Origin of the sequence: Marinimicrobium locisalis, from assembly GCF_039822625.1 — a bacterium.
Classification (GTDB): Bacteria; Pseudomonadota; Gammaproteobacteria; order Pseudomonadales; family Cellvibrionaceae; genus Marinimicrobium; species Marinimicrobium locisalis.
In genome coordinates this window covers 74,485-86,376 of sequence record NZ_JBDLLG010000019.1, presented here as the reverse complement: position 1 = coordinate 86,376, position 11,892 = coordinate 74,485, and the positions used below count along the sequence as shown (strand labels likewise).

The window sequence follows — 11,892 nt, the reverse complement described above, 5'->3', positions numbered from 1 at the left end:
GTGTGCAGGCGGGCCACTTGTAACGGCCCGCCAAGGATGGGTCCAACTGGGTTACTGCAACGCCATCATGGCCGCGGCCATTTCGTCGCTCAGTTCTTCCGCATCCGCCGACTGCATATCCGGATCCATGCCCAAGCGCTCAAACGCGGTGACTTCCTGATAGTCCATTTCCCCCAGAGTGGAGCCGTCGCCCATGTGACTTTGAAGCAGCGCCACCGTCACAATGTCAGCGTAGTCGGCGGTGGGGGCCTTGCGCGAGAACTCCAGGTGTTGGCTGGGCACGTGGATTAACTCCTGGGGAAACTCCCACGCTTTCAGAATCATGTCGCCGAGCGGCCCCTGCAGCTCCTCAATGACCTGGTCCAGGGTCAGGCTGTCGATCAGTAGCGAGGGGTGGTCCTCGGCGTAGGTAAGGATCGGCAGTACCCCGATTTTGTGGACCAATCCGGCGAGCGTGGCCTGGTCCGGGCGCAGGCGGGTGTAGTGTCGGCACAGTACGTGGCTAATGCCCGCCACCTCGCTTGAGCGCATCCAAACATCCCGCAGGCGGCTGTCCACCAAGTCGGAAGTAGCCTGGAACATTTGCTCCATGGCCAGGCCGGTGGCGAGGTTGCAGGTGTACTCCATGCCCAGGCGCATCAGGGCGGTTTTCAGGTCGTCGATATGACGGTTGGCGCGCAACAAGGGACTATTGGCTACGCGTACAAGACGGGCGCTCAAGGCCGCGTCGTTGCCGATGACCTTGGCCAACTGGTCCAGGTCGGCTTCGGGGTCGTCGGCGACTTCCCGTACTCTCAGGGCCACTTCGGGTAGTGTGGGGAGAACGAGCTGGTCGGTTTTGATGGCATTCACAATCTCTTCGCGAACGCGCTCTACAACATGACTCATGAGGCTTCCTGTATCGGTTGTTGTGAATCGGTGCAAAAACTTCCGGCTAGGGCCGGTTTGGGCCTCGAGGGTGTTTTAACCGACAGTATAGGGCAATGTAGCCACCCGGGCGGAAAAACTCTCCCCAATCGAGAGTACCTGCTCCAGGGCGCTGTCGTCCAATACGGCCAAACACTCCAGTGCGTCCTTACCGGCGTCCGCCGCCATGATAACTTCGCCGGCTTTCTTGCCACCTTCGCGGTGGATGGGGGTGCCTGGGGAGCACTGGCCGGCGCCGGTGGCCTCCAGACGGCGCATATGGGCCTTGAGCTTGCCCTTGTAGTGCAGGCGGGCCACGATCTCCTGACCGGTGTAGCAGCCCTTGCGAAAGCTGACAGCGCCGAGGAGCGGGAAGTTGAGCGCTTGTGGGGTAAATTGCTCTCGGGTGGGTGGCAGCACCTCTCCACGCCCCGCTCGGATCTCCAGCAGGCGCCATAATTCGTCCCTCGGCTCGGGCTCGCCCAGCGCCCGCTCCAGGGTTTCCGCCGCCTCGGCGCTCAGCCAGCACTCGTATTGGTGCTCGCCCAGCGTTAGCAGCACCGAGCCGTCTTCGGTTCCCCGCCATTGCCCCGGTACCTCCGACGGTTCAGCGAGGTGGTCGATCAGGGCGGCGCGCGCCTGCTCACCGTACAGGCCTCGCAGGTGGTAGCGCTCACTTTCCTCGGTCAGTTCCGCCTTGGAGAAGAGGATGTATTTGCCCAGCGACTCCTTGACGGCGGCCACCATGGACACGGGCACCCGCAGTAGAAAGTGCTCCTCGGAGCGCGCGAGGGCACGAAAGCTGAACTGCATTCGGCCCTTGGGGGTGCAATGGGCGCCCAGGCGCGTCTCGCCGTGCTCGGCGGTGGCGAAAAGGTCGCTGACATCACAGGTGACCTGCCCCTGGAGAAAGGCCTGAGCCTGGGGGCCGGTGACGGCCATGAGGGTCCAGTCATTGAGTTTGAACCAGGGGGCGTTGCTCGACATGAAGGGCTCCAGCTTGTAATTCACACCATTTGGGCTAAAACTTAACGTTAACAGCGGCATGATAGAACGATAACGCCGTCGCTCCAAGTAATGGGCTCATTGCGCCTCGGGTGACGTACTGGGGGAAACCGCTAGATCAAAAAGTGAGCAGGCTATTAGCAAGTAGCAAATAGCAGCCCAGCAGCAAGACGCAGTCCAGAGAGACACAGCCATTCAAGGTAGATAGCGCCCGTTTTCAGTGATCCCTGAGCGTCGCTCGGGGGAGTGTGGTCGGTCAGGTGCAGGTGAGAGTTGTGGTGCAACGCAATGTTCGTAGAGGCATGTCCCGCGCGGTCCTGGAGTCCTCCTATTTTTGGCTATTGATCGGCTGTGTGCTCACGCTAGTGGCGATGGTGGGCTACCCGCACCTGCCCGAAAGGCGCCTGCAATTGATCACAGACCGCTCCGAGGCCTATATCTACGCGGATGAGAAAAACTCCGTGGAGTGGTTGAATATGGAGGAGTTGCGTTGGCGCTGCCATATTATGGACTCCCACAACGGTGCGTTTTGCGGCTTTAATATCGTTTTGGAGGCAGACCGAAACGAGGGGTTGGATTTCAGTCAGTACAGTCGACTCAATCTCGGCCTGAGTTACTCCGGCCCGGGTCGGTCTCTGCGGTATTACCTGCGCAGCCGGGTGCCTGGGTTTTCGGAGCGTGAGAACCCGGAAACTCACAAGTTCAATCAGACCCAGATATCGGTGGAGTTTTTGCCCGAAGGGCTATCGATCGGGCTCGATGAGTTTAACGTGGCGGAGTGGTGGCTCGCCGAGTTCGACGTCCCCAGGATTCTGAGCGGCCCCAGCTTTGATCACGTCACCTCGTTTGGCATTGATCTGGCTTACCCGATTACCCCGGGTGAGTATATTGTTCAGCTCGATAGCGCTGAGCTCGTGGGGGACTGGGTATCGCGGGATACCTGGTACGCCGGCATTATTATTTCCTGGGTGGTGGTGTTGTCGGTGTTTGGGAGCTATCAGCTCTACAATCTTCGAAAGCGGGTGGTTCTCGAGCGCCGACGGGCGGAGAAAGTCGCCGAGCGAAATCGCGAGCTCCATCAAGAGAGCCAGCAGTATCGGGAGCTTTCCGAGCACGACCAACTGACGGGGCTGTTGAATCGCCACGGGGTTACCCGAGCCATTGAACGATTGTTTGGCGATCCACAAAAAGCCGTATCGCTGTTGGTCATTGATATCGACCACTTTAAACCTGTCAACGATACCTACGGCCATGACGTGGGCGACCGAATTTTGCGGCAAATGGGCGAGGTGTTATCCGAAAGTGTTCGCCAAAGCGACCGGCTGGCCCGCTGGGGCGGGGAAGAGTTCGTGCTTCTGCTGCCGGAAGCCGATGGCACAGTGGCGCAAACCGTGGCCGAAAAACTGCGACAGCGAGTCGCCCGCACGTATTTTGAAGCCTTACCCGAGCAGTCGATCACCGTCAGTATCGGCGTAGGCTCACGCCTCAGTGGCGAGGACTACTACTCCCTGTTCCGGCGGGTCGATATGGCGCTGTACCGAGCTAAAGACGCCGGGCGCAATCGCGTGGAGCTTTCTTTGGGGGCTTGAGGGATATGGAGGCGCAGGCCCGCGCAGTGATATACTCGCCTTACTTTTTCCAAGGGGAGATGTTTGTGGAGCGAAACCGTCTTTTTTGGGGCAGCCGTCGCGGTATGCTGGAGCTGGACCTTATCCTGCTCCCCTTTCTGGAAAACATCTATCCCACCCTGGACCAGGGGGACAAGGAGCGCTACTGGAAGCTCCTGGAAGCCGAGGACCAGGACCTGTTCGCGTGGTTTCTGCATCGCCACGCCCCCGAGGACCCGGACTTGAAAAGGATTGTCGACATTGTCCGAGCCAACACCGGTATCAACGCCCAATAACCCCGCCGGGCCACACGGTCCCGAGTGGGTTTCTCTGCGTCCCTCCCGTTGGCTGAGTCGGGCCCACGGTGGCGTCCTTCTGGCATTAAGCCTACTTCCGTTGGTTGCCGTGCTGAACGGAACGGCCACGGCGTTCCATTGGCTGCTGCTCGTCGTGTTTGAAGGCACGCTGCTCGTGGAGTATTGGCGTTTTTGCCGTTGGCGGAGCGGCGCACCTCCCGAGGCGGTGGCCTGTGAGGCTGATGGCACTTGGGCGCTGTTTTGGGACGGGCGGCGCGCCGCGGCCGAGTTAGTCGGGGAGCGCGTGGTCTGGCCCTGGCTCCAGGTCCTTCGTCTCACGGAGGTAGAAACCGGTCGACGCCACACCCTTATCGTCTTGCCGGACTCCGCCGACCGGGAGGAGCGGCGACGCCTGCGCCTGTGGATGCGCCTGGGGCGGGGTTGAGCGCAGTGGTTAAGAATCGACCGGCTATTCTTTGCTGACGATCACGTTCTGGTCCGCGTAGTTCATGGGCACCAGGATGGTGTCCTTGGCGATGGGAGAGCGCTCTGGGTAATCCATGGAGAAGTGCAGCCCCCGGCTTTCTTTGCGAGCCATGGCCGAACGAATAATCAGTTCCGCGACCATGGTGAGGTTGCGCAGCTCAATCAAATCACTGCTGACTTTGTAGTTGCTATAGTACTCGGCGATTTCCTTCTGTAGCAGCTTGATACGATGGGTGGCGCGCTCCAGGCGCTTGCGGGTGCGAACGATACCGACATAGTCCCACATAAAGCGGCGCAGCTCGTCCCAGTTGTGAGAGATGATTACATCTTCATCCGAGTTGGTGACCCGCGACTCATCCCACTGGGGCGCGGTGTCGGGGGTGGCGATTTCCGCTAGGCGCTCCCCGATGTGGTTGGCCGCCGACTGGGCGTACACCACGCACTCCAGCAGTGAGTTGCTCGCCATGCGGTTGGCGCCGTGTAGACCGGTGAAGGAGGTCTCTCCGATCGCGTAAAGGTTCATCAAGTCCGTCTGCCCGTGCTGGTCGACCATAACGCCGCCGCAGGTATAGTGGGCAGCGGGCACCACTGGGATGGGTTCCTTGGTAATGTCGATACCGAACTCCAGGCATCGGGCCTTGACCGTGGGAAAGTGCTCGGCGATAAATTCCGCCGGTTTGTGGCTGATGTCCAGGTACAGGCAGTCGCAACCCAGGCGCTTCATTTCGTGGTCGATGGCCCGGGCGACCACGTCCCTGGGCGCCAGCTCCTCACGTTCGTCGAACTTGGCCATAAAGCGCTCGCCGCTGGGCAGGCGCAAATAGGCGCCCTCACCGCGAAGCGCTTCGGTAATCAAAAAGGTTTTGGCCCGGGGGTGGTATAGGCAGGTGGGGTGGAATTGGTTGAACTCCATATTGGCCACCCGGCAGCCGGCGCGCCAGGCCATGGCGATGCCGTCGCCACTGGCGCTGTCCGGATTGCTGGTGTACAAGTACACCTTGCTGGCACCGCCGGTGGCGAGCACCACGGTGCGGGCCTGAAATACGTGGACGTGGTCGTCTTGCCGGCATAAGGCATAGGCGCCCGTACAGCGCAGTTTGGCGGAGCCGTTGTCGGCCTGGGTGATGAGGTTCAGGGCCACGTGGTCCTCAAAGACCTCGATATTGGGTTCGGCCTGGACCCGGTCGATCAGGGTGCTGTGCACCGCTTCACCCGTGGCGTCGGCGCTGTGGATAATGCGCCGATGGCTGTGGCCGCCCTCTTGGGTCAAATGGTAAGCGCCGTTTTCGCCCTCTTTGGTAAAGCTGACTCCCTGGTCGATCAGCCAGCGAATGGCGTTCTTGCTGCGCTCGACGGTGAACCGGACCGCGTCCGCATGGCACAGGCCCGCGCCGGCGTTGAGGGTGTCCGCAACGTGGGCTTCAATCGAGTCCTCATCATCGAGCACGGCGGCAATACCCCCCTGGGCGAACCAGGTGGAGCCCTGGTTGACCGCGTTCTTACTCAGAACGTGTACCCGCCCGTGCTGGGCGAGTCGCAGCGCGAGGGTAAGCCCGGCGGCGCCGGAGCCGATGACCAGTACATCGCTGCTGAAGTGCTTGCTCATTCAGTTGTTACCTGTAGTGAAACGGGAATTCAATGCTACGCCGGCTTGCCCTTGAGCGATCAATCCCGGAAGATGTCCGCGCTTTGTGCTCTAAGGTCCGAAGCCGCCATTAGAGCTGAGCGGAATAAACCCGTATAATAGCAAGGCTTAGTGTCAGTGTCTTAGAGATCGTCAAGGAATATAGAGGCATGTGCTTATGAACTTTTTGTCAGTTGGTGAGTCTTTTTAGCCATTGACCATAACATAAGCGCCGTCGTTGCCCGAAGAGGCCCATCAGGAAGTGGTCATATCGCCAAATAAAGTGATGCCTGTAAAGCGCCAGTGAGGCGTAAGGTATCAACGAGCGTAGAACGCTAACAGGTCTAGAGAAATAACAGGTCTAGAGCGCTACCAGAGCGCAGAGTGTTAAGCCACGCGTAACGAGTTAACAACAAGAGATCAACGATTTGGCTCCGGCGCGGGAGCGCCGGATCGCTTGGGGGGTTTGGGATGACAGCGCCATCCGCGCAGGATACCGATCAACAATTGGTCGAAAGAGTTCAAAAAGGCGACAAGCGCGCCTTTGATATGCTGGTGGTGAAATACCAGCATAAGATCTACGCCATTATTGGCCGCTATATCCGCGATCAGGCGGAGGTACAGGACGTTGCTCAGGAAGCGTTTATCAAAGCGTACCGGGCTCTGGCCAAGTTCCGTGGTGACAGTGCGTTCTATACGTGGCTGTACCGGATCGCGATTAATACCGCCAAGAATCACCTGGTGGCCCGCAATCGCCGCCCGCCGGCCAGCGATGTGGAGGTGGACGAGGCTGAATTTTATACCGGTAGCGAGGCCCTGAAAGACATCGATACCCCGGAGCACAGCCTGATGCGGGACGAGCTGCAGGCCGTGCTGGACAAAGCGATCCGGGACTTGCCCGAGGACCTGCGAACCGCCGTCACCCTTCGGGAGATGGAGGGGCTCAGCTATGAGGACATCGCAGCGATTATGGACTGCCCGGTGGGGACCGTCCGCTCGCGGATTTTCCGGGCTCGGGAGGCAATCGACCGCTGTATTCAGCCGCTGATGGCATAGGCGTCAATCTCTGTTAACATTTTTTAGCGTTTCTCTGAACCTTTCCTGAATAGATCAGTCTGATGCCATGAGAAAGGTCGGAGGCCCGAAAGACGCGCAAGCGCTTAAGGGTATTATTGAAGTCGCATTTTGAAGGTACACTCGCGATGACTGAACAAAGCAACCACTCCCTGTACGAAGCGCTGTCGGCCCTGGTTGACGGCGAAGCCTCCGAGCTGGAAGTCCGGCGGCTGCTGAAGGCGGAGGACGAGGAGTTGAAGGCACGGTGGGACCGCCACCAACTGGTGGGCGCGGCGATGCGTGGCGAGCTGGGGGCCGTGGCCCCGGCAGGGTTCGCCGATCGGGTCAGCGCGGCACTCGAAAATGAAGCGGTACCAGCCCCCCGGCAGCGCCACCCCTGGTGGCAGAGAGTCGGGCAGGTTGCGGTAGCGGCGTCGGTGGCCGGTGCGGTGTTGCTCGGGGTTCAGCAATACCCTGGGGATACGCAGCAGCCCGCAGTGGCCGAGACTAGCCCCGTTCCCGAAACGAGCGAAAAGGAAAACGATGTAGGCCGCAGCCAAACCGTTTCCTTGCCGGCTGGGTACCAGCCACCCTCTCTCCCGCTGGCCCGCACGGTCAGTCAAGAGAGTGGTTATGAGCCGGCCAGTCAGCCTTCAAGAGAAGTCATTTTTGTTCCGGTTCGCGTCGATTCCGGCCAGGCTCCTTCCGAGGAAATTCGGGCCTACCTCAACGAATTGATGCGAGCGCACAGTGGCCACGCTGTGCGCAACAGCAATCAGGGCGTACTGCCCTATGCCCGGGTGTCTACCGACGCTGAGGAGTGATTCGCCGTGAGGCCGAGTCGCGCTATTGTTGTACTGTTGCTGCTGGCCTCCAGTGTTACCTGGGCCAGCAGTAACGACCCGCTGGCACTATTGCAACGCATGGAGCAAGCCCGCCAAACCCTCCACTACCAAGGTACTTTTACCTACGAGCACCGCAGCGAAATGGAAAGCTTTCGGGTGCAACACTGGATGAAAGGGGGCGAAGTTCACGAGCGTTTGGAATACCTCAATGGCCCCGAGGGCGCTGTACGGCAGCTCGGTGATTCGGTCTTGTGCGAAACCACGGGCTATCAGCTGCTGCACCCCGAAGCCTCGGCTGAGGAGGTATCGAGGCTCGATCACTTCTATCAGCTTACCGTTCGGGGTGAAGACCGCATTGCCGGTCGCACCGTGACCATTGTCGAAGTCCGTCCCAAAGACCAGTTTCGGTACGGTTATCTGTTGGGGCTGGATCAGGAAACCGGCCTGTTGCTCAAATCCCTTCTTTTCGATGAACAAAAGCGGCTGCTGGAGCGTTTTCAGTTTGTCGAGCTCGACTTGGCCCCTGAGGTACGTCACTGGGAAGCATCGCCGGGAGCGAACGCCTCCGACCCCGGCCACTGTGCCGAACTCAGCCGTGGGGCGCCCACCCGCTGGGAGCTGGACTGGCTCCCGGGCGGATTTGTTTACTCAGGCGAGCGACGGCTATCGGATAACATCACAATGTTGATGTACACTGACGGCCTCGCCAGTTTTTCTGTGTTTTTGCAGCCCCTGGATGATGGAGCGCTGAGTGTGGAGGGCCGGGCCCAGCGCGGCGCCATCTCCGCCTTTATGGGGCAGCTTGATACCGGAGAGGCGGCATACCGATTGACAGTGGTGGGCGAGATCCCGGGCACCGTGGCGGAACAGCTTGCCCGTGGAGTTCAGCCGAGCGACCATAGCGGCCAGGCGAGCGCCCATAACGGCCAGACTCCCTAAAGCGCGCCCACCACAAACGAGCCGGACACGGCTTGAGCGATTAAAAGAGGCTTTTCTATGATCACCGAAACCGGGCGTATAGTCGCTGTGGAGCAGGACGGTCTATGGGTGGAAACCATCCAGCGGTCAACCTGTGGCAGCTGTGCGGCTCAAAAAGGGTGTGGTCAGAGCCTGATGTCCCGGTTGATGGGGCATACCAGTTATCTTTGGGTGCTGCTGGAAGGGCGTGATGCGTCCAACTACCATCTGGGTGAAGAAATCCAGATTGGAGTACCCGAAACGGTGGTGGTCAGAGGCTCTTTGTTTGTCTACTTGGTGCCCTTGCTTGCCATGATTCTCGGTGCGGGGTTGGCCCAGCAGTGGTGGGCCTCAGACGGCTTGAGCGCACTGGGCGCGCTGGTGGGTCTGATAGCCGGCGGCGTGGTGGTGCGCTGGCGCGCCCACCAAACTCGCCACGATCGCCGGCTGCAGCCGGTGCTACTGGACGAGTGCCAGCCGGTTACCGTGCTTCCTTCGTGAGGCTGGTGTCATGCTGTCCATAACCGCCCACCTCGAGATTCCCGAACACGAAATAGAATTGACGGCCATCCGTGCCCAAGGCGCCGGAGGGCAGAACGTCAATAAAGTGAACAGTGCGGTGCACCTACGTTTTGACGTGCAAGGCTCCTCCCTCCCCGATGACGTTAAAGAACGCTTGCTGCAAACCAGCGACCAACGACTGACGAGCGATGGGGTCGTGGTCATCAAAGCCCAGCGTTTTCGCACCTGGGAGAAGAACCGCGCGGATGCGCTTGAGCGGTTGGGGGAGATGGTGGCCCGAGCGAGTTACCGGCCCAAAAAACGCCGCGCCACCCGTCCGTCCAAAGCCGCCCGGCAGAGGCGCATGGACCGCAAAACCCGCCGGGGCTCCATCAAGCAAAAGCGCGGCAAGGTCCATTGGTAAAAATCCAGTGGTAAAGCGCCTCCTCAACCGACGCTGGCTGCTGCCTCGCGGCTCGGCGGGGCATCCGGCTCAGGGACCTGGCTCCATAGTCGGTCTCGCAGGGCTTGGATGCTTTGTGTTTCGCCGCCGGTAAGCCACTGGGCCAAGGCTCGGGCCACATCCGGATAGACGACCGGTCTCGGACGCGGGCTACTCAGCCAGTTTCCAATGGCCTGTTCGGTCAACACCTGTGCTACCGCCCCATACCCCAGTTGGCTCAACGCCAGCGCGTTGGACTGTTGCTCCATTTGCCCCACCACGGGTTGAACCAGCAGTTTTTTGCCCAGCTGTATGGCCTCGCTCGGCAGTTCAAACCCCGCGCTGCAGATTACGCCTTCGCAGCGGTGCAGGTCGGCCTGAAACCCCTCGCGGGAAAAGGGGCGAATGTGAATGTGGCCCTCATCAATGGCTTCTGGCACCTTCTGGTAAACGTAAAACTCCGTCTCAGGGAAAGCCCGCAACTGAGGGAGGATATCCTCCAGCTGTGCAAAGGGCAGGTACACCAGGCACTGCTTTTCCCGGCACTCGTTGGGGTAGTGAGACGGTTCGACCAGCGGTGGCAAAATGGGTTGGTTGAAGTGATGCCAGTGCAGGCCCACGGCCTGCTTCACCGGTGCAAAGTTACGCATAAACCAGCGCACGAACAGGTTCTCGCCCCGTTTGGGGATAGGGTGCAAAAATGCGCACTGGTGGGAAAGGCCGATGCTGGGAAGCCCCGCCCGTCGAGCTGCCCAGGCGGTGACCGGCTCAAAGTCGTTGAGCAGCAAATCGTACCGGCTGACATCCAGTGAGCGGATGTCACGGTAGAGCCGGCGCAAATGGCTGTTTACCAGCGTTTGTGGGTAACGCACGCGGCCGTGGCGGGTGACAAAGGTGAGTCCTCGAAAGCAGCGGTAGTCACCGAAGAGGTCCATATCGAAATAATCCGCCGGAGGCCGACCGGAAAACACCCAGTCCACCTCCACGCCCTGCTCGGCCAGGGCACGGGCCATAACTCGGGCGCGGGTGGTATGGCCGTTGCCCGTGCCCTGAACACCGTACAATATTTTCATAATATTCCTGAAGTTGGCTCCAGCAGTGGTGCCAGGTAAAGTCCGGCCAAAGCCGCGCCGGAGCCAAGCAGCGCCCCGGCGGCGATATCGCTGGGGTAGTGTACCCCGAGTAGGACTCGGCTGGCCCCAATTAGAGTGGCCCAAAGGTAGCAGGGGAGGGCAAATGCCGGGTAGAAGCTTGCGATCAACGCGGCGAACAAAAAGGCGGCGGCGGTGTGGCCGGAGGGAAAGCTAAACTGGTCCGAGGGCGTGATCCACGCTTCGTAAAAGTCAATTTTCATGGCTGGCCGGTCGCGTTTGATGGCGTTTTTAAGAATCAGGTACAGGCTCACATCCAGCGTATAGGCAAGGGCGCCGGCCAGCACGAAAGCGGTCCCCCGATGGGGTTCCATCAGTGCGATGGCAATGGCCGCCAGGACGTAGAGGTGGCCGTCTCCGGTGCGCGAAATCCAGCGAACGGACTTGCGGTAAGGGGAGCGCTTGGTGACATGCAGCCAAAGAAAAGCCAGGGTGTCGAGCCGATGGACGCGTTCAAACAGACTGTTCATAGCACACCGCCTTGCATGGGGATTAGCCTTCAACGCTTCCATTGATATCACTCAGGTGTGAATCTTCTATGACAGCGTGAAAAACGCCATTCTCATCCTGCTGACAATCCGCTACCTTAAGCGCGTTTCCGATGGCCCTCTGGAGATTTCCCCATGCCCAAGCCTGGCAAAACCGGCCTCCGCCGGATTATCAATGCCTTTGGTTATTCGCTGCACGGTTTCGCGGCGGCGTGGCGGTTCGAAGCCGCTTTTCGTCAGGAAGTGTATCTGGCGCTGATATTGCTGCCTCTGGCGTTCTGGCTGGGAGAGGGGATGCTTGAACAGCTCTTTCTGATTTCCAGTCTGTTCTGGGTGCTGATGGCGGAAATGGCCAACTCGGCGGTGGAAGCGGCCATCGATCGAACCGGGGATGAAATACATGTGCTTGCCGCCCGCGCCAAGGATATGGGGTCCGCGTTGGTTCTGCTAAGCCTGATTCTTCTCGCCATCATCTGGGGCGCCTTTCTGTTTCGACGGCTGGTTGGGTGAGAGCCCTCAGCGTTTGGT

14 protein-coding genes are annotated in these 11,892 nt (G+C 59.9%); 9 read left to right on the top strand and 5 right to left on the bottom strand.

The features are described 5' to 3' along the window. Positions 1-51: 51 nt before the first annotated feature. Positions 52-888, bottom strand: a complete 837-nt coding sequence (locus tag AAE514_RS13035; protein ID WP_347331988.1) for an HDOD domain-containing protein — start codon at positions 886-888, stop codon at positions 52-54. Positions 889-963: 75 nt separating this feature from the next. Further along, positions 964-1,893 carry a CAF17-like 4Fe-4S cluster assembly/insertion protein YgfZ gene (gene ygfZ, locus AAE514_RS13030; RefSeq protein WP_347331987.1) on the bottom strand — a complete coding sequence of 310 codons (930 nt, stop codon included), beginning with the start codon at positions 1,891-1,893 and terminating at the stop codon, positions 964-966. A 293-nt stretch (positions 1,894-2,186) separates the two neighbouring features. On the opposite strand from ygfZ, the gene AAE514_RS13025 reads away from it, so the two are divergent. The 3 genes from AAE514_RS13025 (at position 2,187) to AAE514_RS13015 (ending at position 4,259) form a co-directional block, all read left to right on the top strand. Next, the gene (locus AAE514_RS13025; RefSeq protein WP_347331986.1) at positions 2,187-3,500 is read left to right on the top strand and encodes a GGDEF domain-containing protein; all 1,314 of its coding nucleotides are present in this window, start codon (positions 2,187-2,189) and stop codon (positions 3,498-3,500) included. A gap of 65 nt (positions 3,501-3,565) precedes the next feature. Further along, entirely contained in the window at positions 3,566-3,814 is a 249-nt protein-coding gene (locus AAE514_RS13020) for an FAD assembly factor SdhE (RefSeq protein ID WP_347331985.1), read from the top strand. Next, positions 3,780-4,259, top strand: coding sequence for a protein YgfX (locus AAE514_RS13015; protein WP_347331984.1), 480 nt, complete (start codon positions 3,780-3,782; stop codon positions 4,257-4,259). Before AAE514_RS13020 ends, AAE514_RS13015 begins: the two co-directional genes overlap by 35 nt. Positions 4,260-4,283: 24 nt before the next feature. Here AAE514_RS13015 and nadB read toward each other — a convergent pair whose 3' ends face one another. After that, entirely contained in the window at positions 4,284-5,906 is a 1,623-nt protein-coding gene (gene nadB / locus AAE514_RS13010; protein WP_347331983.1) for an L-aspartate oxidase, read from the bottom strand. Positions 5,907-6,395: 489 nt separating this feature from the next. On the opposite strand from nadB, the gene rpoE reads away from it, so the two are divergent. The 5 genes from rpoE (at position 6,396) to arfB (ending at position 9,707) form a co-directional block, all read left to right on the top strand. After that, positions 6,396-6,980: an RNA polymerase sigma factor RpoE gene (gene rpoE / locus AAE514_RS13005; RefSeq protein ID WP_347331982.1), complete on the top strand. Its 585-nt coding sequence runs from the start codon at positions 6,396-6,398 to the stop codon at positions 6,978-6,980. 146 nt (positions 6,981-7,126) lie between these two features. After that, on the top strand, positions 7,127-7,804 hold the full coding sequence (locus AAE514_RS13000) for a sigma-E factor negative regulatory protein (RefSeq protein ID WP_347331981.1): 678 nt from the start codon (positions 7,127-7,129) through the stop codon (positions 7,802-7,804). A 6-nt stretch (positions 7,805-7,810) separates the two neighbouring features. After that, complete coding sequence (locus AAE514_RS12995; RefSeq protein WP_347331980.1) at positions 7,811-8,764, top strand: MucB/RseB C-terminal domain-containing protein; 954 nt, start codon at positions 7,811-7,813, stop codon at positions 8,762-8,764. 57 nt (positions 8,765-8,821) lie between these two features. Next, on the top strand, positions 8,822-9,283 hold the full coding sequence (locus AAE514_RS12990) for a SoxR reducing system RseC family protein (RefSeq protein WP_347331979.1): 462 nt from the start codon (positions 8,822-8,824) through the stop codon (positions 9,281-9,283). 10 nt (positions 9,284-9,293) lie between these two features. Beyond that, complete coding sequence (gene arfB / locus AAE514_RS12985; RefSeq protein WP_347331978.1) at positions 9,294-9,707, top strand: alternative ribosome rescue aminoacyl-tRNA hydrolase ArfB; 414 nt, start codon at positions 9,294-9,296, stop codon at positions 9,705-9,707. Positions 9,708-9,730: 23 nt separating this feature from the next. Here the strand turns inward: arfB and AAE514_RS12980 are convergent, their stop codons facing one another. Together AAE514_RS12980 and AAE514_RS12975 are read right to left on the bottom strand one after the other, a co-directional pair. Continuing rightward, positions 9,731-10,798 carry an MJ1255/VC2487 family glycosyltransferase gene (locus AAE514_RS12980; protein ID WP_347331977.1) on the bottom strand — a complete coding sequence of 356 codons (1,068 nt, stop codon included), beginning with the start codon at positions 10,796-10,798 and terminating at the stop codon, positions 9,731-9,733. Beyond that, complete coding sequence (locus AAE514_RS12975) at positions 10,795-11,346, bottom strand: phosphatase PAP2 family protein (protein ID WP_347331976.1); 552 nt, start codon at positions 11,344-11,346, stop codon at positions 10,795-10,797. The genes AAE514_RS12980 and AAE514_RS12975 overlap by 4 nt, the downstream gene beginning before the upstream one ends. 153 nt (positions 11,347-11,499) lie before the next feature. Here AAE514_RS12975 and AAE514_RS12970 point away from each other — a divergent pair, with 153 nt between their 5' ends. Further along, on the top strand, positions 11,500-11,874 hold the full coding sequence (locus tag AAE514_RS12970) for a diacylglycerol kinase (protein ID WP_347331975.1): 375 nt from the start codon (positions 11,500-11,502) through the stop codon (positions 11,872-11,874). The last annotated feature ends 18 nt before the right edge of the window (positions 11,875-11,892 follow it).

What these genes read in the sequence shown, in the direction of transcription:
- AAE514_RS13035 (WP_347331988.1), bottom strand. Translation starts at nt 888, where the DNA reads ATGAGTCATGTTGTAGAGCGCGTTCGCGAAGAGATTGTGAATGCCATC.
- ygfZ (WP_347331987.1), bottom strand. Translation starts at nt 1,893, where the DNA reads ATGTCGAGCAACGCCCCCTGGTTCAAACTCAATGACTGGACCCTCATG.
- nadB (WP_347331983.1), bottom strand. Translation starts at nt 5,906, where the DNA reads ATGAGCAAGCACTTCAGCAGCGATGTACTGGTCATCGGCTCCGGCGCC.
- rpoE (WP_347331982.1), top strand. Translation starts at nt 6,396, where the DNA reads ATGACAGCGCCATCCGCGCAGGATACCGATCAACAATTGGTCGAAAGA.
- AAE514_RS13000 (WP_347331981.1), top strand. Translation starts at nt 7,127, where the DNA reads ATGACTGAACAAAGCAACCACTCCCTGTACGAAGCGCTGTCGGCCCTG.
- AAE514_RS12990 (WP_347331979.1), top strand. Translation starts at nt 8,822, where the DNA reads ATGATCACCGAAACCGGGCGTATAGTCGCTGTGGAGCAGGACGGTCTA.
- arfB (WP_347331978.1), top strand. Translation starts at nt 9,294, where the DNA reads ATGCTGTCCATAACCGCCCACCTCGAGATTCCCGAACACGAAATAGAA.
- AAE514_RS12980 (WP_347331977.1), bottom strand. Translation starts at nt 10,798, where the DNA reads ATGAAAATATTGTACGGTGTTCAGGGCACGGGCAACGGCCATACCACC.
- AAE514_RS12975 (WP_347331976.1), bottom strand. Translation starts at nt 11,346, where the DNA reads ATGAACAGTCTGTTTGAACGCGTCCATCGGCTCGACACCCTGGCTTTT.
- AAE514_RS12970 (WP_347331975.1), top strand. Translation starts at nt 11,500, where the DNA reads ATGCCCAAGCCTGGCAAAACCGGCCTCCGCCGGATTATCAATGCCTTT.